The following is a 20,661-nucleotide window of genomic DNA, read 5'->3' on the forward strand; positions in this document are numbered from 1 at the left end:
ACGGCTTTGGCCTAGACGGCGCACGCGCTTTGCCGCATAATGCCCGCGCCACAATGACGGAGCGGTCCGACGAACGGAGCGCCCAAGCGGGATCGCCGCCAAGAACAGGAGGCCAATGTGTCCGATAAAAGCCAGAATCTTCAGGATCTTTTTCTCAACGCTCTGCGTCGCAACAAGACCCCGGTGACGATGTTCCTCGTCAAGGGGGTCAAGCTCCAGGGAATCATCACCTGGTTCGACAATTTCTCGCTGTTGCTGCGCCGCGACGGCCAGTCGCAGCTCGTCTACAAGCACGCGATCTCGACGGTGATGCCGTCGCATGATTTCGATCTGTCGTTGCTCGGCGACGACGTCCGCGACGCCCCGCCCAGCAAGGGCAAGGCGCTTCAGGACGTCTTCCTCAACGCCGTGCGCCGCTCGGACGAATCGGTGACGATGTTCCTCGTCAACGGCGTCATGCTGCAGGGCGATATCGTCGCTTTCGACCTTTTCTGCATGCTGCTCGAGCGTGAGCGGCAGGTGCAGCTCGTCTACAAGCACGCGATCTCGACGGTGCAGCCGAACGGCCCGATCAACCTCACCGACAATGGCGATGGTGGGGGCGACGCGGACGCCGACGACGCCTGACCGGCCCCATGGACGATAATTCGGACGACGTGACGCGCGGCGCGCGCGCGATGCTGATCGTGCCCGAGTGGCGCGGGCAGGGGCTGTCGCGCGACCTCGATGCGCGCGCGGCCGAGGCGAAGGGGTTGGCGCTCGCGATCGGGCTCGACGTCGTGGCGGTGCATCCGCTGCGGCTGCGCCAGACGCGCGCGGCGACGCTGATCGGGGTTGGCCAGATCGAGGCGATCAAGCCGGAAGTTGGCGAAAGTGCCGCGCAGCTCGTCATCGTCGATGCGGCACTGACCGCGATCCAGCAGCGCAATCTGGAAACCGAGCTTGGCACCAAAGTCATTGATAGGACAGGATTAATTCTGGAAATCTTCGGCGAGCGCGCCGCGACGGCGGAGGGCCGGCTGCAGGTCGAGCTCGCGCATCTCGACTATCAGGCGGGCCGGTTAGTGCGGAGCTGGACCCACCTGGAGCGGCAGCGCGGCGGTTTCGGCTTCCTCGGCGGCCCCGGCGAGACGCAGATCGAGGCCGACCGGCGGATGATCCGCGACCGCATGGCGCGCATCCGCCGCAGCCTCGACGATGCGCGCCGGACGCGCCAGCTTCAGCGATCGAAGCGCCAGCGGGCACCATGGCCGGTCATTGCGCTCGTCGGCTATACCAACGCCGGGAAATCGACCTTTTTCAACTGCCTGACCGGAAGCGACGTCATGGCGGAAGACATGCTGTTCGCGACACTGGACCCCACAATGCGCGAAATCCGCCTGCCCGGAATCGACAAGGCGATCCTGTCCGACACCGTCGGTTTCGTGTCCGACCTGCCGACCGAACTGGTCGCCGCCTTTCGCGCGACGCTGGAGGAAGTCACGACCGCAGACCTGATCGTCCACGTCCGCGACATCGTCCATCCCGACACCGAGGCGCAATATGACGACGTCCGCGCGATCCTGACCTCGCTCGGCGTCGTCGAGGGGGAAGGGGAGGACGGCGAACCCGCCCGCGTCGTCCCGCAGATCGAGATATGGAACAAGATCGATACCGCGGATAGCGAACGCCGCGCCGCGATCGAGGCGATGGCAGCGCGGCGGCCCGACGTCGCGGTCATCTCGGCCGAAAGCGGCGAAGGCGTCGACGCGGCGCGCGCACTGATGGCGGCCGAACTGACCGCGCGGCACGAGATCGCGAACATTTTCCTGCGCTTCGATCAGGGCGAGGCGATGGCATGGCTGCACGCGCGCGGCGAGGTGCTGGCGGACCGGGCGGAGGAAGGCGGCCATCGGCTGACGGTGCGCCTCGACCCCGCCGACCGCGCGCGGTTCGACAGGCTGTGGCCGGATGCGGGGTGATCGGAGCCGGAAAAAGGCAGAGATGCAGCGTGTCGCATAATAATCGGCGTCACGCCCCAGCCTGTTCGTGCTGAACGTCAAGCTCAGGGCAAACGGGTTGGAATGAAGGCGGTCGCGCCTATTCCCGCTCCGCCGCCTTGACCGCTTGCCAATGTACTTCGAGCGCGCCGAGCGGCAATTCCGCAATACGGCCTTCGCAGCGCTCCTCAACCGACTGAAAGCGGCGCGTGAATTTGGCGTTGGCGGCGCGCAATGCATCCTCGGCATCGACGCCGAGATGGCGCGCGTAATTGACCACCGCGAACAGCAGATCGCCGACCTCTTCGGTGCGGGCATCGGCATCGGGCGCGGTCGCCACCTCGTCCAGTTCCTCGGCGATCTTGGCGCGCGGGCCTTCGGCGTCGGGCCAGTCGAACCCGACCCGCGCGGCGCGGGCCTGCAATTTCTGCGCGCGCAACAGCGCCGGCAGCGACAGCGCGACACCGGCGAGCGCGCCCTGCGGGCCGTCGGCGGCGCGCTCGGCCGCCTTGATCTGCTCCCATTGCCGGCGCACGTCGCCGGTATTTTCGCCGCCGAAGATGTGCGGGTGGCGCCGCTCCATCTTGTCCGAAATCGCCATCGCGACGTCGTCGAAGCCGAACAGCCCGTGGTCTGCGGCAATCTGGGCGTGAAAGACGACCTGGAGCAGCAGGTCGCCAAGCTCGTCGCAGATCGCCGCGGGATCGCCGCCGGCGATCGCGTCCGCGACCTCATAGGCTTCCTCGATCGTATAGGGCGCGATCGTCGCGAAATCCTGCGCCAGATCCCATTCGCAGCCGCCGTCGGGATTGCGCAACTGTCGCATGATCGCGAGCAAACGGTCGATGGGGGATGCGGGGGAATTGGCCGCGTCTGAGGGCATGTTTTTATCCGATAATATATATTATGTTAAATTTAGATAAAATGTCGGGGCCAAGCCCCCTCTTATCCCGCGACGAGCTGATAGCCCCGGATCGCCAGAAACAGCAGCGCGAAGATTGCGGCCCATGCGAGCGCCATCTTCAGCCAGTCGCGCATCGGCAGTCGCCGCGCGACCAGCGCGCTCAGCACCAGCGTGAACGCCATGGCGAACCACAATATCTCCGCACCGACGCCCATGCTCATAGCTGCACCTCCAGCCCGTCATAGCCCGGCTCGACGCCTGGCGGCAATTCGGCCGCCAGCTCGTCATAATCCATCGTATTGTCCATATGCGTGAGGATCGCGCGCGGCTGGCCGACCCTGGCGAGCCCTTCGAGCGTCATCGCGACATGCGGATGGGTCGGATGCGGATAGCGGCGCAGCGCGTCGATCACGAACAGGTCGACGCCCTGGAAGAAGTCGACCATGCCATCGGTAAACTTCGAAAAATCCGTAGCATAGGCGATCTTGTGGGCACCATCGCTGAAGATCAGGCCCGAGGCCTTGATCGGCCCGTGTGGCATGTCGATCGCCGACACTTCGATCGGGCCGATGGCCTGATGATCGCGCAGCTCGATCGGATCGACCGATGCCGGATAGCCGGCATTGCCGGCAAAGGCATAGGTGAAGCGCCATTTCAGCGTTTCGAGCACATGATCGCGCGCATAGGCCGGCACCGGCGCGCCGCGGCGCAGGTGCATGATCTGGCGCAGGTCGTCGAGGCCATGGGTATGGTCGGCATGCTCGTGCGTCCAGATGACCGCATCGACCTCGCCCACGCCGGCATCGAGAAGCTGGAGCCGCATGTCGGGGCTGGTGTCGACCAACAGCCGGAAGCCGCCGAGCGAAACGAGGATCGAGGCGCGGCTGCGCAGGTTGCGGGGATTGTCGGGATCGCACGCGCCCCAGTCATTGCCGATCCGCGGCACCCCCGACGAGGTGCCGCATCCGAGGATGCGGACCTTCATGTCGGACGTGACGTCATGGCGCCGCCTTACTGAAAAGGCGGTAGAAATTGGCGCTCGTCGCCGCGGCGAGCGCGTCCGGCCCCTCGCCGCGCAGCGTGGCGAGAAAGGCAAGCGTATCGGCGACGAAGGCGGGTTCGCCGGTCTTGCCGCGATGCGGGACGGGGGCGAGGAAGGGGGAGTCGGTTTCGACGAGCAACCGGTCCTGCGGCAGCCATTTGGCGGTCGCCTGCAGGTCGGCGGCATTCCTGAACGTCACGATCCCCGAGATCGAGATATAGAGGCCGAGATCGAGCGCCCCCCGCGCGAAATCGTCGCTTGCGGTGAAGCAATGGATGACGCCGGGATAGGACGCCTTCCCCATCTCCTCGCCGAGCAGCGCGAGCGTGTCCGCCTCCGCCTCGCGGGTGTGGACGATGATCGGCAGCCCCGTCGCCTGCGCCGCGTGGATATGGCGACGAAAACTGTCCTGCTGTCGCGCCCGGTCGCTCTTGTCGTAGTAATAGTCGAGCCCGGTCTCGCCGATGCCGATGACGCGCGGATGCGCGGCGCGTTCCACCAGCTTGCCGGTGTCGACGTCGGGGTGCTGATCGGCGTCGTGCGGGTGGATGCCGACGCTGGCCCAGACATCGGCGTTCGCCTGCGCCGCCGCCAGCACATCGTCCCATTCGCTCTCTCGCGTCGCGATGTTGAGCATCGCCGTCACGCCGCGCGCGCGCGCGCGGGCCAGCACCGCGTCCTGCTGTTCGGCGAGCCCCTTGTAATTGAGGTGGCAGTGCGAATCGACGAGCATCAGCGGCTCTTCATAAGCGCGTCATTGCGAGCGCAGCGAAGCAATCCAGAGTGAGCGTAAACCGCTCTGGATTGCTTCGCTGCGCTCGCAATGACGGAGTGGGTGAGCATCATGCGTCTGATTCCCCTTCCCCCTCCGGCAGTTCGAGACGAGGAAAAATGGGGACAGGCTGTCCGAGTTTGAAGCCGCTCGATACGAGATTGAGGAACCAGTCGGTGTCGGCGAGCGCTGCGAAATCGCGGGCGTCAGAGGCAATGCCCATCTGGTCGAGCAATTTGTCGGCCGCCGCCGGCACGACCGGGCGGATCGCGATCGCGAGGGTGCGGACCGCCCGGAACAGCGTCATCAGCACCGCGCGCATCCGCTCGGGGTCGGTCTTGCGCAACGCCCAGGGCGCCATGGCATCGACATATTGGTTGCAGGCGAAGACGGCGCGTATCCACTCCTCGATCCCGATCGAGAAAGCGAGCTGATCGAATTCGCGCGGCAGCCGCGCCTGCGCCATAGCGAGCAGGTCGGCGAGCAAAGCCTCATCCTCGGGCGCCGACTGATAGTCTATCGATAGTTCACCGCCCAAATTCTTGAAAATCATCGACAAGCTGCGCTGGGCCAGATTGCCGAAGCTGTTGGCGAGATCGGCGTTGGCGGTGCGCACGATCGCTTCGGCCGAATAGCTGCCATCCTGGCCGAAGCTGACCTCGCGCAGCAGATAATAGCGCAGCGCGTCGACCCCGAAGCGCTCGGCCAGTTCCATCGGGTCGACGACATTGCCGAGCGATTTCGACATCTTCTCGCCGCGGTTGAGCAGGAAGCCGTGGCCGAACACCTGTTTGGGCAGCGGCAGGCCGGCGCTCATCAGGAAGGCCGGCCAGTAAACCGTATGAAACCGCACGATATCCTTGCCGATCATATGGATGTCGGCGGGCCAGAAGCGCGCGAAATCACCGTCGGCATCGGGATAGCCGAGCCCCGAGAGATAGGTGGTGAGCGCATCGACCCACACATACATGACATGCCCCGGCGACTCGGGCACCGGCACGCCCCAGTCGAAGCTGGTGCGCGAGACCGACAAATCCTTGAGCCCGCCCTCGACGAAGCGCAGCACCTCGTTGCGGCGGCTTTCGGGGCGGATGAAATCGGGATTGTCGCGATAGAGCGCGAGCAGCCGGTCCTGATAGGCGGAGAGGCGGAAGAACCAGCTTTCCTCGACCGTCCATTCGACCGGCGTGCCCTGCGGCGAGAGCCGGGCGCCGCCCTCCCCCTCGCTCAGTTCGCTTTCGTCGTAGAACGCCTCGTCGCGGACCGAATACCAGCCCTCATAGCGGTCGAGATAGAGGTCGCCATTCGCCGCCATCGCGCGCCAGATCGCCTGCGACGCCGCATGGTGCGCGGGGTCGGAGGTACGCATGAACACATCGTAGCTGATATTCAGCCTGGCATACATGTCACGGAAATATCCCGACATCTCGTCGGCAAGGTCGATCGTCGCGCGGCCCTGATCGCGCGCGGTCTGATACATTTTCAGGCCATGTTCGTCGGTGCCTGTGACCATCCGCACGTCGCGGCCGCGCATCCGCTGGAACCGCGCCATCGCGTCGGTGGCGATCGCCTCATAGGCATGGCCGATATGCGGGCGACCATTGGGATAGCTGATCGCGGTGGTGATGTAGAAGGGGGTCTTATCCGTGGACATGCGCGCGCCTTAGCGGCTGCGGGGCGGGAGGGGAAGTATTGCGTCAGCGCGAGGGGCGCGCAGTCTGGCTTTGGAAGGGGTCATTTCCCTGTCTCGTCACCCCGGATCAAGTCGGCGCTTATCGCTTTCGCATCCGTCATCCCGTCATTGCGAGCGGAGCGAAGCAATCCAGAGCGGTTTGCGCGCACTCTGGATTGCTTCGCTCCGCTCGCAATGACGAAGTAAGGAGGCTTACGGATGCCAAGGGTATGATCGCCGATCAAGTCCGGGGTGAGGAGGGAAAGCGAGATCGGGCTCCTGCCTTCAAACTGAGCCACGGTCCCGGCGCGGCGCCAGTTCGGCGAGGCAGTTGCCGATCTCGAACCCGACCATCGTGCCGTCGTAGGAGCCGCGGATTGCATCGCGCACGGTGCGCTGGACGCGGTCCCACCCCGCGAGCACCGGCGCGATCTCACCGATCGGGCGCTCGCGCGCGAGTTGCGACAGCAGCGCCGGGACGATGTCGATCACCAGTTCGAGCCGCGCGCGGTTGCTCGTTCCGCCGACCTCGCGCGCGAGCGCCTCGCGCAGCCGGTTGTCGGGATCGCCCGACGCGGCGATCGCCAGCAGCTTTTTCTCCATCGCCGCGACGTCGCTGTCGATCAGCGCCAGCGCCTTGCCCGGCACGCCGCCCGACGCCGCAACGATCGCGCGCACCTCGCCATGGTCGAGCATCGGCCGCAGATCGTGCAGCCATGCCGTCATGGCGTCACGCTCAGCGGGTTGAAAACGCAGGGTCCGGCACCGCGAGCGGATCGTCGGCAGCAGGCGGCCCGGCGAATGGCTGACCAGCAGAAACAGCGTCTGCGCCGGCGGTTCCTCGAGCGTCTTGAGCAGCGCGTTGGCGCCGTCGGTCTCCAGATCGTCGACCGCATCGACGAGGATCACGCGCCAGTCGCCGAGCGACAGCGACAGATGCAATCGCCGGATCATCCCGCGCACCTGGTCGATGGTGATGTTGCGCGCGAGATCCTTGCCCTTGTCCTTCACCAGGCGCTCGAGGGTCAGGATTTCGGGGTGGTTGCCCGCCGCGACGAGGCGTTCCGCCGCAGCGTCGCCGGAGTCGTCGAGGGGCACCGTCTGCCCTTCCCCGCCGCGCCCGTGGGTGACGAGGAAGCGCGCGGCGCGGGCCGCAAAGGCCGCTTTTCCCATGCCCTGCGGCCCCGCGAGCAGCCAGGCGTGGTGCAGCCGCCCTCCGGCCCAGGCTTCGACGAACGCCTGCTCCGCGGCGTCATGGCCGATCATCGCAGCCATGGGTCGAGCTCCGCGAGAATGGCGGCGGTCACCGTCTCGGCATCGGCGTCGGCGTCGATCACCCGCCAGCGCGCGGGTTCGGCCGCCGCCAGTTCGGCGAAGCGCGCGGCGAGGCGCATCTGATAGTCGCCGGGCTTGCTGCCCATGCGGTCCGTCCCCGCGGTGTCGCGGCGTGCCAATCGCCGCGCCGCCGCCTCCGCGCTCAAGGTGAGCAGGAAGCTGCGGTCGGGCAGCAACCCTTCCGACCCGAAAGCGTGCAGCGCCATGATGTCGGCGTCGGTGATGCCGCCGCCGCCGCCCTGATAGGCGCGGCTCGAATCGACGAAGCGGTCGCACAGCACCCACGCGCCGCGCGCGAGCGCCGGGCGGATCGTGCGCGCGACATGGTCGGCGCGTGCCGCCGCGAACAGCAGCGCCTCGCTGCGCGCGTCCCAGCGGTCGTCGGCGCCCTCCATCAGCAGCGCGCGGATCGCCTCGGCACCCGCGCTGCCGCCGGGCTCGCGCGTCGCCACCACCTCGGCCCCGCGCGCGGTCAGCGCGGCGGCGAGCGCGCGAAGCTGGGTCGATTTGCCGACCCCCTCCCCGCCTTCGAGCGTGATGAAGCGCCCGCTCACCAGCCGGTCAGCCGATAGAAGCCGGTGCGCGCGCGGTCGAGCCAGCCGCCCTTCGCGACATCCTGCGCGGCGAGCAGCGGCGTGACCTGCGGCGGCAGGCCGTCGGGGGTCACGACCAGTTCGGCGATCCGCGCGCCGCGCGCCACCGGCGCCGCCAGCGGCGCGCGGGCGCGCATCGTCGCGCGGAAACCGCCCTGAAAGCCCTTCGGCACCGTCATCCGCACCGGGCGCGCGGCCTCGGCGGCCACCACGGAGGCATCGCCCTGCCCGACGTCGAGGCGACCGACTTTCGTGCCGGAGGGAACGATCTCGCGTCCCTCCCACGCCTCGAAGCCCCAGCGCATCAGCCGCTCGGCCTCGTCGCGCCGCGCCTTTTCGCTGGGCAGGCCCGCGATGACCAGGATCAGTCGCCGTCCGCCGCGCTTCGCCGAACCGAGATAGCAATAGCCCGCCTCGTTGGTGTGCCCGGTCTTGAGCCCGTCGACGCCCTCGACGCGGCCGAGGATCGGGTCGCGATTGGGCTGTACGATCGGCTTGCCGTCGGGCGCCGTGCCGTGCTGAAGCTTCGCGAGCGAGAAATAGCGGGCATAGCCGCCCGGATGGTCGCGGATCAGCCGGTCGGCCAGAAGGATCAGGTCCGCGGCGCTGACCTTGGTCACCCCGCCGTCGGGCCAGCCGTTCGGGGTTCCGAACCGGCTCGACGTCATACCAATCTGTACGGCTACAGCATTCATTCGCTTGACGAAAGCGGCCTCGCTTCCGTCGATGCCGACCGCCAGCACCGCTGCCGCGTCATTGCCCGAAACGGTGATGAGTCCTTTCAGCAACGCATCGACTGAAACCTTCTCCCCCGGGCGCAGGAACATGGTCGAGCCGCCGTTGCTGCCGTTCCATTTTTTCCAGGTGTCGCGGTCGACGGTGAAGACGGCGTCGCGCGACAATTTGCCGCTGTCGATCAGATCGAGCACGACATAGGCGGTCATCACCTTGGCCATCGAGGCGGGGGCAAAGCGCTTGTCGGTGCCGCGCTCGAACAGGATCGCGCCCGAATCCATGTCCTTGAGCATCGCGATGGGCGCCTGCGTCGTATAGAGCGGGCGGCTCGCGGGGGCGTGCGTCGTCGCCCTTTCCGCCGGCGCCGCCGACACCGTCACGGCGAGCATCGCCGCCGCGAGGACCACCGATCCACCCCTTGCCAAGCCGTTCCACCGCATGGCCCGGCTTTAGGGTGCGATCGCCACGATGAAAAGCCGTTCGTTGGCCGGGCCGCGCCTCAGCGCCCGCGTTCGACCCGCGCGTCGCGGAAACCCCTGGCCTTTGCCTTGGCGAGCGCGGCCTGCGCTTCGGCTTCGCTGGCGAACGGTCCCGTGCGGACGCGCCAGAAGCGGCCCGCCGCACTCACCGTCCCGCCGAGCGTCTTGGCGGTCGCCTCGGCGTTGGCCTTGGCCGAGAAGGTCGCGACCTGCACGAAATGGCTGGCGGTCGCGGCGGGTTTTGCCGCCGTGGGCTTGGGCGGAGCCGAAGCCGTCGGCGGCGCCTTTTCGCCCTCGACGATGAAGCGGTCGTCGCCCGGTCTGGTCCGCGGCGGGCTGGCGACCGGTGTCGCCGGCTTGGCAGCAGGGATGGAAGCGGCCGGCGCAGCTTTGGGCGCGGCCACGGCGGGCCTGGGCATCTCGCTGAGCTTGCGGCGCAGGATGGCGAGCAGCGAATCGGGCGTCGCCAGCCGGTCGGGCACGGCCTGGCCCGCGCGCAGTTGCAGCCGTTCGGCCCTGGGCGGATGGACGCGCCGCACGCGCACGCCGGTAACGCCGTCCTTGAGCCCGAGCTGATCGGCGGCGGCAGGCGACAGGTCGATCAGCCGATCGTTCGCCATCGGCCCGCGGTCGTTGACGCGCACCAGGATCGTGCGCCCGGTATCGAGCGCGGTCACCTCGACATAGCTGGGCAGCGACAGCGTCTTGTGCGCGGCCGATATGGCTGCGGGATCGAAATCCTCGCCGTTGGCGGTCGGCTTGCCCGCATGGTCGTCGCCATAGCGGCTTGCATAGCCGACCGCGTCATAATCGGCGACATCGGCGGGCGTGTAGCTGGTATCGCCGACCTTGTAGGGCACGCCCAGCATAACCGGGCGGTCGTCGACCAGCGGAGCGGGCGCCGGCGCGGGGCCGGCCACCGGGCCGCTGTCGCGATTGCCACCGACCATCCCGCATCCCGAAATCAGCAATGCGACGCTGCCAAGCAGCGCCGCCGAAACCCCGTTTCTACCGATCGATCTCATCCGCCAACACCCCCACCGACAATGCGTAAAAATTGGAACAATTATAGTCCAATATCGCACGATAGTTACCGGTGAGCAAATAAGCGGTCTTTCCGGGACCGTCGGGTTCGAGCAGGGTCGCCTGGATTTCGCCGTCGGGCCAGCGCCCGTTCAGCGGCTGAAGCCCCGCAGCGCGCCACTCGGCCATCGAGCGCCAGCGGCTGTGACGTTCGAACACGCGGGGGCAGCGCGTCGGGACGAGCCGATTGGCCAGCCGGCTGCGGTCGAGCCCGTCGGGAACCCGAACCGGGATGCCCCATGGCTGCCCCGGCCGCCAGCCGGCGCGGCGCAGATAGGCGCCGATCGATTCGACCGCATCGGCCTCGCTCGACCAGATGCGCGCGATCCCGTCGCCGTCGCCGTCCTCGGCAACCTGCAGGTAAACGGAAGGCAGGAACTGGGGATAGCCGAACGCACCGGCCCAGCTTCCTTTCAGCACGCTGCGCGGCACGCCCTGTTCGACCATCTGGAGCGTCGCGAGAAATTCGGGCTCGAACAGGCTGCGCCGCCGCCCTTCATAGGCCAGCGTGGCGAGCGCCTCGGGCAGGTCGAAATTGCCGGTCACCGCGCCATAAGCGGTTTCGTGCCCGAAGATCGCGATCATGATGCTGGTCGGGACGCCGGTGTGCGCCTCGATCCGCGACAGCAGCGGCAGCAGCCGGTCGTGAACCCGCCGCCCGCCGTTGATCCGCGCCGCGTCGACATGCTTGATGCGATAGGGGGCAAAGGCGGGGATCGGCGCATTGGGGTTGGACGGCGCGCCCAGATTGTCGCGATCGAGCGCGACGACGCGGGCGTTATACTGCAACCCCGCCGTCACCCGGTCGAAGGTCGCGCGCGACACGCCCTTCGCCTGTGCCTTGGGCCACAGCGACTGGACATAGGCGTCGAAACCCGCATTGCCGCTCGCCTGCGCATGAACCGGCGCCGACGCGCTGAGCAGCCACGCCGACAGCATCACGCCCGAAAAGCGGAAAAGACGCCCGAATCCGAATTGCTTGCTGCCTGTCATCGCTTACCCATAGGCAAGGAATGCCACGGATGCACCAGCCTTGAACAGGCGATGCTGCGACGATCCGAGTCAAAGCCGCGCCGGGCCGAAGGTCGCACAGGTTTCGCTTGCCGAGCGCCGCACCCGCGCTATGGCGGCGCGGACAAGGACAGGTGGCCGAGTGGTTTAAGGCAGCGGTCTTGAAAACCGCCGTGGGTGCAAGCTCACCGTGGGTTCGAATCCCACCCTGTCCGCCATTTTGTCGAACCCTGCTTCTCTCTGCATGACGCGAGTTGGCGATGGAGAGAAAGGCCCGCCAAATATTTTCCAAGGCCGCGTGCGCGCCGTTCCGTCTTGCGATTGTCCCGGGAGGACGTTCCCGAACGATCACAAGAGGAATTTCATGCGCAAGACCCTGCTGGCTTCGACCTGCCTCGCCGCGATGGCGGCCCTGCCCCTTCATGCCGAAACGACGATCAGCACCGCCACCACGACGCCGGTCAAGACATCGACCGTGAAATCGGGCACGCGCGACGACATCAAGATCAGCAAGGACGGCTCGATCAAGCCGACCGGCGGCACCGCGGTCACCATCGACAGCGACAACAAGGTGGTGAACGACGGCACGATCCAGATCGGCAACGCCAATGGCGCCACCGGCATCTTCGCCGAGGCCGGCGTTACCGGTTCGATCACCAACAGTGCGACGGGCAAGATCGTCATCGACGAAAGCTACGAAGGCGAGGATATCGACAAGGACGGCGACAAGGACGGACCCTATGCGGTCGGCAACGGGCGTGCGGGCATCAAGACCGGCGGCGCCTTCACCGGCAACATCGTCAATGCCGGCACGATCACGGTCGAGGGCAATGATTCGGCGGGTATCCGCCTCGGCGGACCGCTGACCGGTCAATTCACCAACGACGGCACGGTTTCGGTGCTCGGCGACAATGCGCTCGGCATCGGACTGCAGGACGTGACCGGCGACGTTCGCCTCGCCGGCAAGGTCACCGCGGTCGGCGAAAATGCCATGGCAGCGCGGCTTGCCGGCGACATCCACGGCGCGCTGGAGGTGCAAGGCGAATATACGGCGACCGGCTATCGTTATGCCAGCGCGCCCGACGATCCGTCGAAGCTCGACGCCGACGACCTGCTCGCGGGCGGTCCGGCGCTGTCGATCGAGGGCGACGTCGACGGCGGCATCATTCTGGCCGTGGCGCCGAAGGACGCCGACAAGGACGACAAGGACGAGGACGACGACGGCATCGAGGATGCCAATGAAGGCTCGGCGGTCGTGCGCTCGCTGGGCGAAGCGCCCGCGATGCGGATCGGCGCCGCCGACCGCGATATCGCCATCGGCGCCGTCGCCGGGACGGGCACCGATTTCGGGCTGATCATCGACGGCACCGTCGTCGGCAGCGGCGTCTATGCCGGCAAGGATGCGACGGGGCTCCAGATCGGGGGCCTCGGCGGCGCGGTCGACATCTCGGGCGGCGTCCGCGTCGGCGGCGCGGTCAACGCGATGTCGAAGGACGCCTCCGCAACCGCGATGCGGATCGGCGCGGGCGCAACCGTCCCTGAAATCCGCGTCTCTGGCAAGGTCGAGGCGACCACCGGCGGCAAGGCGGCGGACGACGTCGCGACCGCGATCCTGATCGAGACCGGCAGCGATGTCGCGATGATCCGCAACAGCGGCGCGATCAACGCCAAGGTCGGCGGCGACGATGCGGTGGCGCGCGCGATCGTGGACCTTTCGGGCCATGTCGACATGGTCGAGAACAGCGGCGCGATCAGCGCGACGGGCGCCAAGGACGCCGCCGACAATATCGCCATCGACCTCAGCGCCAATAATGGCGGCGCGACGGTGAAGCAGATCGCGGTGGCTTCGGGCGCGACCGCGCCGAGCATCACCGGCAACGTCCGCTTCGGCGGCGGCAACGATGTCTTCGACATCGCCGACGGCAAGATGACCGGCAACACGAGCTTCGGCGGCGGCGACAACCAGCTCAAACTGTCGGGCGACGCCGCCTATGCCGGCAACGCCAGCTTCGGCGCGGGCGATGACAGCTTCGCGATGGCGGGCAGTTCGACTTTCAACGGCGTCGCCGATTTCGGCGGCGGCAGCGACACGCTGACCATCGGCGGCACCGCGCGCTTCACCGGCACGCTCGCCAATTCGGCGGGGCTGGCGGTCGGCGTGAACGGCGGCACTTTCGACGTCGGCGGCGCGGCGACCATCGCCTCGCTCGACGTCACCGACAAGGGCGTGCTTGCCGTGACGCTCGATGGCGGCGCGGCGGGCACCGCGCTGACCGTGACGGGCCATGCGAGCTTCGACGAGGATTCGAAGCTCCAGCTCAAATTATCGAGCATCGAAGAGGCCGAGGGCGAGCATATCGTCGTCACCGCGGGCTCGCTTTCGGGCGCCGACAATCTGACGACCGAGACGACCCTCCTCCCCTTCCTCTACAAGGGCGAGTTGTCGTCGACGGCAACACAGCTCATCGTCGACGTGTCGCGCAAGGATGTGGACGAGCTGGGCCTCAACCGGTCCGAGGCGAGCGCTTTCAACGCGGTGATCGACGCGGCGGCCGCCGACGAGCTGGTCGAGGGCGTCTTCCTGGGCATCACCGACGGCGACCAGTTCCGCGGCCAGATGCAGCAGATGCTGCCCGAGCATGAGGGCGGAGTGTTCGAAACCGTCACCACCGGCTCGCGCGCGCTGGCGCGCTATCTTCAGGACCCCAACGCGCCGTTCCAGGACGAGGGCAAGTGGGGCTATTGGGTCAACCAGGCGGTCTGGGGCACGTCGAAGAGCCTCGGCGACACGGCGAGCTATGACGTGTCGGGCTGGGGCATTTCGCTGGGCGCCGAGATCAAGAGCGACGTCGGCAATTTCGGCGGTTCGGTCGCCTTTCTGAAGGGCAAGGACGGCAACGGGCTCAACGATAACGAGGTGAGCACGAGCCAGTTCGAGGGCGCACTGCATTGGCGCCTGCGCTCGGATGGCTGGATGGCCAATGCCCGCATCTCGGGCGCGCCGATCAAGATGAAGGGCACTCGTGTCTTCCGCGCCGACACCGGCGCCGATACGATCGAAAAGACGATGCGCGGCAAATGGGACGGCACGCTCTGGTCGGCGTCGGGCTCGGTCGCGCACGACGGACGGATCGGCGGCATCAGCTTCCGCCCGATGGTTGCGGTCGATTATTACAAGCTGAAGGAAGACGGCTATGCCGAGACCGGCGGCGGCGACGCGCTCGACCTGACGGTCGCGGGCCGCGACAGCGACGAGCTTGCGGTCAGCGGCACCGTCGCGCTCGGCCTCGATTTCGGGGGCGCCGACGAATATGACGGCTGGACGCGCTTCGAGATCGAGGCCGGGCGGCGCGAGATCGTCGCCGGGTCGCTTGGCGCCACCATCGCCTCGTTCAAGGACGGCGATCCCTTCACCCTCGTCCCGGCGGAACGCAAGAGCGGCTGGATCGGCCGCCTGCGCGGCATCGCCGGCAACTCGGCCTTCCAGGTCGGCGGCGAACTCTCCGCGGAGGAACAGCAGAATCATATCGGCTGGGCCTTCCGCGCGAGCCTGAAGGTCGGTCTTTAACCCCTCCCCCGGGTGACCGACCGTCCCGCAAGGGGGAAGCGCCCCTCACCCTGCTTCCCCCTTGCCTTGGGAATATAGTGAAGAATGATGACCGCTCTCGCCTCTCCCCTCCGCCCCTCCGCCCGCGTGGCGGAGGGGTTCGTTCCCGCGCCGCGGTTGCGCCCATCGCCCTTCGCGCTATATGACGGCAGCTTCAGGGGAGCGGTTTTGGCCGGGCGTGCGGGCCCCGACAGGCAAATGGCGGCGTTCCATAGCAATCGATCCATGACCCAGGCGACCGACCGAAACGACGCCGCATCCGGCATCGAAGGCGTATTGCTCGCCAACCGCGACCGCATCCTGCGGTTCCTGAGGCTGCGCGGCGCGGGCGATGCCGCCGAGGATCTGTTCCAGGACCTGTGGATGCGGCTGACCGAAAAGCGCACCGGCCCGATCGCCGACCCGATCGCCTATGCGATGCGCGCCGCGAACAATCTGATGCTCGATCGCTATCGCGCGGGCCGCCAGCGCGAGCTGCGCGACAAGGCATGGGGCGAGGCGGCGGCGGTTCAGAAGCCGTCGGCCGAGGCCGTGCTGATCTCGCGCGAGCAACTCGCGCTCGTCGAGCAGGCGATTGCGGCGACCGGCGAACGGCCCGCGCGCATCTTTCGCCGTTTCCGCGTCGACGGCATCCTCCAGCGCGATATAGCCGCCGAGATGGGAATCAGCCTGAGCACCGTCGAAGCCGACCTGCGCAAGGTCTATGCCGCGCTCGCCGCGGTGAGGAGGCAGTTCGATGCCGGCTGACCGCACGACCGCGATCGACGCGCAGGCGTCCGACTGGCTGATCCGCCAGCGCGATCCGGTTTTCGCCGACTGGGACGCTTTCGCCGACTGGCTCGCCGCAGACCCCGCGCATGGCGACGCCTATGATGCGATCGCCAGCCTCGACGCCGATCTGGATGCCCTGCCCCCGACCGAGCAGCCGGGAATCGCCTGGGATAGCGAGCCCGTCCGCCGTCGCCCCTCGCGCCGTGCCTGGTTCGGCGGCGCCGTCGCCGCGGCGCTCGTTGGCACGATCAGCCTGTCGGGCCTCGGCCTGTTCGGGGGCCCGAACGCGGTCGAGACCGCCCCCGGCGAACATCGCACCATCGCGCTCGCCGACGGCTCGAAGATAGAGGTCAACGGCGCCTCGCGCCTCCTGCTCGACGACGACCGCCCGCGCTTCGCCCGGCTCGAACGCGGCGAGGCGATGTTCCATGTCGTCCACAAGGATAGCGATCCCTTCGTCGTCGAGGCGGGCAGCGCCCAGCTCGTCGACCTCGGCACCGCCTTCAACGTCGTGCGCGGCGCGGGGCGCACCGCGGTCGCCGTGTCGGAGGGGATCGTCGCCTATAATCCGAAGGGCGCCAACATCCGCATGACCGCGGGCCAGGGCCTCGAAGCGCGCGACGGTGACCGCGAGGCGCCGAAGGTGCAGGCGATCGACCCCGCCTCGATCGGCGGCTGGCGCAGCGGGCTGCTCGTCTATAATGGCGCGCCGCTGGCGCTGGTCGCGGAGGATCTGAAGCGCACCGCCGGCATCGACGTGCAGGTGGCGCCGACGGCCAGCGATATCGCCTTCCGCGGCGCGCTGATCGTCGATCCCGACCGCGCCCGCACCGTCGCCGACCTCGCCGCGCTGTCGGGCACGCGGGCCGAGCGACAGGGCGAAGCCTGGGTGCTGACGCGCTGAGATGAGCATTCGCCTCTCTCCCCTCCTCGTCGCGGCGCTGTTCTGTGCGCCGGTCCATGCGCAGGCGGCGGAAGAGCAGCGGTTCGACGTTCGGTTCGACGTTTCCGGGGGCCGCCTGTCGGTCGCGCTGCCGCAGCTCAGCCGCCAGGCCGGCGTCAGCATCAGCGTCGCCGACGCCGAATTGTGGAAGAGCCGCGTCCGTTCGGTGCGCGGTCGCATGTCGGTCGAAGAGGCCATCGCCCACATGCTCGCGGGAACCGATGCCCGCGCGGTGCGCGTCAGCGGGACGAGCTGGCGTATCGAGCGGCGTCCGGTCCGCCGCGTCGCGCAGCGCTCGACCTCGCCGCCGCGCCGCGCCGCCAGGCCCCAGGCGCCGGTGCATGTCGTCGCACCGCCCGAGGACGAAATCATCGTCACCGCGTCGAAGGCCGATACACCCTATTCCCACTTCGCCGGCGTCGCCACCAGCCTGGATGGCGACGATCTGGCATTCGGCGGCGAGCGCGGGACCGATTCGATCCTCGCGCGCATGGCCAGCCTGTCCTCGACCCACCTGGGCGCTGGGCGCAACAAGCTGTTCATCCGCGGCATCGCCGATTCGAGCTTCACCGGCCCGACGCAGGCGACGGTCGGGCAGTATCTGGGCGACATCCGCCTCAGCTACAACGCGCCCGATCCCGACCTGCGCCTGTATGACATCGCCAATGTCGAAGTGCTGGAAGGACCGCAGGGCACACTGTACGGTGCCGGGTCGCTCGGCGGCATCATCCGCGTCGTGCCGAAGGCCCCGAACCCCGGCGCGATGGAATTGCAGGCGATTGCCGGGGCCTCGGTCACCCAGCACGGCGACCCCGGCGGCGACCTGGGCATCATCGCCAATCTGCCGGTAGGGGAAAGGGGCCACGCGCTGCGCCTGGTCGGTTACATGCTCAGCGACGGCGGCTATATCGACAATCCGCTGCGCGGGCAGAACGACGTCAACCGCGTCGACACGCGCGGCGGGCGCGGCACCTTTCGCTTCGACGCCGGCGACGGCTGGACCGTCGATCTCGGCGGTGTCTATCAGGCGATCACCTCGCATGACGCGCAATATGCCGACAAGGACGCGCCGCCGCTGACCCGCCGGTCGATGGTCGAACAGAATGCGCGCTCGCGCTATGCGATGGGCACGCTCGTCGTCGCAAAGGACTGGGGCGAGCTGTTCCTGCAATCGTCTAACGCGATCATCGGCCATCGGCTGTTCGAACGTTTCGACGCGAGCCGGCCCGGCGACCCGCCGCGGCTGCTCGACCAATATAACCGCACCCGGATGCTCGCCAGCGAGACGCGCCTGTCGCGCCCGTTCCACGACGGCTTCGGCTGGGTCGTCGGCGCGAGCATCGTCGACAACCGGACGCGCCAGCAGCGCGAATATGGCGAGGCGCTGTTCCAGTCGCCGCTTACGGGGGTCACCAACCGCATCACCGAACTGACCGGCTATGGCGAAGCGACGGTGGAGATCATGCCCGGACTCGTCGCGGCCGGGGGCCTGCGCCTCTCGCACGCGCGGCTCGGCGGCAGCGGCGAGGACGTGCCTTTCGCGATCGCGCTGGCGGGCCGCGCGGTCACCGCGCAGCGCAGCGAGACCGACCTCCTCCCCTCCGCCTCGCTGCTCGCGACGCCGCTGCCCGACGTCACCCTCTATGCCCGCTATCAGGAAGGGTTTCGTCCCGGCGGGCTGGCGATCGACAGCAATTTCGTCCGCCGCTTCCGCAACGATCGGGTGCACACATGGGAGGGCGGCATCCGCCTCGGCCAGCGCGGCCGGTCGCCGTTCGACGCCTATCTCTCGCTCTCCTATACCCGCTGGCGCGACATCCAGGCAGATTTCATCGATTCGAGCGGGTTTCCCAGCACCGCCAATATCGGCGACGGCCGGATCACCAGCCTATCGGGCGCCGTGGCGATGCGCCCGGTTCCCGGCCTGTCGTTCGAACTGGGGGCGGTCTATAATCACAGTCGCGTCGACGAACTGTTCGCCGGCGAGCTTCGCACCATCGCCGCCGCGACGAGCGCCGACGGCATGGCGCCCGAATTTCCGACCCTGCTCGCCCGCCTCGGCCAGATTCCCAATGTCGCCCATTATGCGGTGCGCGGTTCGGTCGATTATGTCGCGCCGGTCGGCGATGAGGGTTTCCGCCTCAACGGCTGGGCGCATTATGTCGGGCCGTCGCGGCTCGGCATCGGGCCGATCCTCGGCGAGGGTCAGGGCGACTATCTCGACACCGGGCTCGCGATGCGGATCGGCAATGCGCGCCGCGGCCTGACGCTGACGCTGACGAACCTGCTCGATTCGCGCGGCAACCGCTTCGCGCTCGGCACGCCTTTCGTCGAGGGCAGCGCCGGCTTCCTGACCCCGCTGCGGCCGCGCACGCTGCGCGTGGCGATCGACGTGGCCTACTAGGGCGGCGTGCGTTAAATCTGCACCACCCTATCCCGTTCGCCCTGAGCTTGTCGAAGGGCTGTTCTTTCTTTCGGGCGCCGCAAGAAGAAGGACGGTGCTTCGACAAGCTCAGCACGAACGGAAGAAAAGGTGATGCAGACCCAAGAGGCCAGGCGGGCTTCAGTCCCCCAGTGCCAGCCTTTCATAGCGCGCCATGTGATGGTCGGCGCTGCCGAACTGGCTCTCGATCATCGTCGCGCGCTTGAAATAATGGCCGATGGCCAGTTCCTGCGTGATGCCGATGCCGCCATGGGTCTGGATCGCATTCTGGCCGACGAATTTCGCGCCGCGCGCGACCTTGTTCTTGGCCGCCGACACCGCAATCATGCGCTCCTTCGCGGGCAGGTCGAGCTTCAGCGCGCCCATGATCGTCATCGAGCGCGCCTGCTCGACCTCCATGAACATGTCGACCATGCGATGCTGGAGCACCTGGAATTTCGCGATCGGGATGCCGAACTGCTTGCGCTGCTGCGTATAGTCCAGCGTGCCTTCGTGCAGCTTCTGCATCACGCCGGTCGCCTCGGCGCAGACCGCAACCGTCGCCTCGTCGACGATCTGCTCGATCAGGTCGAGGCCGACCCCCTCGCCGCCGAGCAGCGCGTCGCCGGGGATCGCGACATTCTCGAAATAGATTTCCGACGCGCGGTTGCCGTCGACGGTCGGATAGTCGCGGCGGACGATGCCGGGCAGTTTCGCGTCGATCAGGAACAGCGACACGCCGTCGCGGTCGCGCTGCCCGCCGCCGGTGCGCGCGGTGACGAGCAGATGCGTCGCCCACGGCGCGGCATAAACGACGCCCTTGTGGCCGTTCAGCACCCAGCCCGCGCCGTCCTTCTTCGCGCTTGTCGTCAGATTGGCGAGGTCGTAGCGGCCCTGCGGCTCGGCATAGGCGAAGGCGATGATCGCGTTGCCGGCGATGATTTCGGGGATCATCGCGTCGGCCTGCGCGCCGCCGACCGCCTTCAGCGCGCCGCCCGCGATCACGACCGTCGGCAGATAGGGCTCGACCGCGAGGACCTTGCCCAGTTCCTCCATGACGATCGCATTTTCCAGCGCGCCGCCGCCAAGCCCGCCATGGTCTTCGGCAAAGGACGCGCCGAGCATCCCGAGGTCCCGCGCCAGCGCAGTCCAGATCGCCGGGTCGCGGCCTTCGTCGCCGGCGATGAACGCCTGCCGCGTCTCGAAGCCATAGGTATCGGCCAGGAAGCGCGCCAGCGTGTCGCGGATCATGTCCTGCGTGTCGGTGTAGGTGAAATCCATCTCTTTATCCTCGTCGCCCTCGCGAAAGCGGG

At 67.7% G+C, this 20,661-nt stretch carries 16 protein-coding genes, 1 tRNA gene and 1 pseudogene; 7 read left to right on the top strand and 11 right to left on the bottom strand.

The features are described from left to right. Window positions 1–57 precede the first annotated feature (57 nt). Both hfq and hflX read left to right on the top strand, forming a co-directional pair. Window positions 58–627 (top strand): annotated as a pseudogene (gene hfq, locus FHR21_RS16680) (RNA chaperone Hfq); the annotation flags it as partial. 8 nt (window positions 628–635) lie between these two features. Further along, window positions 636–1,961 (top strand): GTPase HflX, encoded by a 1,326-nt coding sequence (hflX, locus tag FHR21_RS16685; RefSeq protein WP_184100359.1) that lies wholly within the window; start codon window positions 636–638, stop codon window positions 1,959–1,961. A 118-nt stretch (window positions 1,962–2,079) separates the two neighbouring features. On the opposite strand, the gene mazG is transcribed toward hflX, so the two are convergent. From mazG to FHR21_RS16735, 10 genes are all read right to left on the bottom strand, one after another. Beyond that, window positions 2,080–2,862, bottom strand: a complete 783-nt coding sequence (mazG, locus tag FHR21_RS16690) for a nucleoside triphosphate pyrophosphohydrolase (RefSeq protein WP_184100361.1) — start codon at window positions 2,860–2,862, stop codon at window positions 2,080–2,082. A 62-nt stretch (window positions 2,863–2,924) separates the two neighbouring features. Then, window positions 2,925–3,104, bottom strand: coding sequence for a hypothetical protein (locus tag FHR21_RS16695; protein ID WP_184100422.1), 180 nt, complete (start codon window positions 3,102–3,104; stop codon window positions 2,925–2,927). Beyond that, window positions 3,101–3,868: an MBL fold metallo-hydrolase gene (locus FHR21_RS16700; protein WP_184100363.1), complete on the bottom strand. Its 768-nt coding sequence runs from the start codon at window positions 3,866–3,868 to the stop codon at window positions 3,101–3,103. The genes FHR21_RS16695 and FHR21_RS16700 overlap by 4 nt, the downstream gene beginning before the upstream one ends. 13 nt (window positions 3,869–3,881) lie before the next feature. After that, window positions 3,882–4,658 carry a TatD family hydrolase gene (locus FHR21_RS16705; RefSeq protein ID WP_184100365.1) on the bottom strand — a complete coding sequence of 259 codons (777 nt, stop codon included), beginning with the start codon at window positions 4,656–4,658 and terminating at the stop codon, window positions 3,882–3,884. A 109-nt stretch (window positions 4,659–4,767) separates the two neighbouring features. Then, window positions 4,768–6,351 carry a methionine--tRNA ligase gene (gene metG / locus FHR21_RS16710; RefSeq protein ID WP_184100367.1) on the bottom strand — a complete coding sequence of 528 codons (1,584 nt, stop codon included), beginning with the start codon at window positions 6,349–6,351 and terminating at the stop codon, window positions 4,768–4,770. A 303-nt stretch (window positions 6,352–6,654) separates the two neighbouring features. Continuing rightward, the gene (locus FHR21_RS16715) at window positions 6,655–7,644 is read right to left on the bottom strand and encodes a DNA polymerase III subunit delta' (protein ID WP_184100369.1); all 990 of its coding nucleotides are present in this window, start codon (window positions 7,642–7,644) and stop codon (window positions 6,655–6,657) included. Further along, window positions 7,632–8,261, bottom strand: coding sequence for a dTMP kinase (gene tmk, locus FHR21_RS16720; RefSeq protein ID WP_184100417.1), 630 nt, complete (start codon window positions 8,259–8,261; stop codon window positions 7,632–7,634). Before tmk ends, FHR21_RS16715 begins: the two co-directional genes overlap by 13 nt. Continuing rightward, complete coding sequence (locus FHR21_RS16725; protein ID WP_184100371.1) at window positions 8,255–9,439, bottom strand: serine hydrolase; 1,185 nt, start codon at window positions 9,437–9,439, stop codon at window positions 8,255–8,257. The genes tmk and FHR21_RS16725 overlap by 7 nt, the downstream gene beginning before the upstream one ends. 92 nt (window positions 9,440–9,531) lie before the next feature. Next, a complete protein-coding gene (locus FHR21_RS16730) occupies window positions 9,532–10,536 on the bottom strand; it encodes a septal ring lytic transglycosylase RlpA family protein (RefSeq protein WP_184100373.1) in 1,005 nt (334 codons plus the stop codon). Continuing rightward, on the bottom strand, window positions 10,520–11,533 hold the full coding sequence (locus tag FHR21_RS16735) for a lytic murein transglycosylase (RefSeq protein WP_184100419.1): 1,014 nt from the start codon (window positions 11,531–11,533) through the stop codon (window positions 10,520–10,522). Before FHR21_RS16735 ends, FHR21_RS16730 begins: the two co-directional genes overlap by 17 nt. A gap of 200 nt (window positions 11,534–11,733) precedes the next feature. Here FHR21_RS16735 and FHR21_RS16740 point away from each other — a divergent pair. The 5 genes from FHR21_RS16740 to FHR21_RS16760 all read left to right on the top strand — a co-directional run bounded on the left by FHR21_RS16740 (window position 11,734) and on the right by FHR21_RS16760 (window position 19,330). Further along, window positions 11,734–11,823, top strand: a tRNA-Ser gene (locus FHR21_RS16740). Window positions 11,824–11,969: 146 nt separating this feature from the next. Next, window positions 11,970–15,173 carry an autotransporter outer membrane beta-barrel domain-containing protein gene (locus FHR21_RS16745; protein ID WP_184100374.1) on the top strand — a complete coding sequence of 1,068 codons (3,204 nt, stop codon included), beginning with the start codon at window positions 11,970–11,972 and terminating at the stop codon, window positions 15,171–15,173. A 264-nt stretch (window positions 15,174–15,437) separates the two neighbouring features. Beyond that, the gene (locus FHR21_RS16750) at window positions 15,438–15,959 is read left to right on the top strand and encodes an RNA polymerase sigma factor (protein ID WP_184100376.1); all 522 of its coding nucleotides are present in this window, start codon (window positions 15,438–15,440) and stop codon (window positions 15,957–15,959) included. Continuing rightward, window positions 15,949–16,887, top strand: coding sequence for a FecR family protein (locus FHR21_RS16755; protein WP_184100378.1), 939 nt, complete (start codon window positions 15,949–15,951; stop codon window positions 16,885–16,887). The genes FHR21_RS16750 and FHR21_RS16755 overlap by 11 nt, the downstream gene beginning before the upstream one ends. Before the next feature lies 1 nt (window position 16,888). Further along, window positions 16,889–19,330 (top strand): TonB-dependent receptor, encoded by a 2,442-nt coding sequence (locus FHR21_RS16760; protein WP_184100380.1) that lies wholly within the window; start codon window positions 16,889–16,891, stop codon window positions 19,328–19,330. Between the two features lie 159 nt (window positions 19,331–19,489). Here FHR21_RS16760 and FHR21_RS16765 read toward each other — a convergent pair whose 3' ends face one another. After that, window positions 19,490–20,629 (bottom strand): acyl-CoA dehydrogenase family protein, encoded by a 1,140-nt coding sequence (locus FHR21_RS16765; RefSeq protein ID WP_184100382.1) that lies wholly within the window; start codon window positions 20,627–20,629, stop codon window positions 19,490–19,492. Window positions 20,630–20,661: the final 32 nt, after the last annotated feature.

The organism is Sphingopyxis panaciterrulae (assembly GCF_014199295.1).
In the GTDB taxonomy this organism is placed as follows: Bacteria; Pseudomonadota; Alphaproteobacteria; order Sphingomonadales; family Sphingomonadaceae; genus Sphingopyxis; species Sphingopyxis panaciterrulae.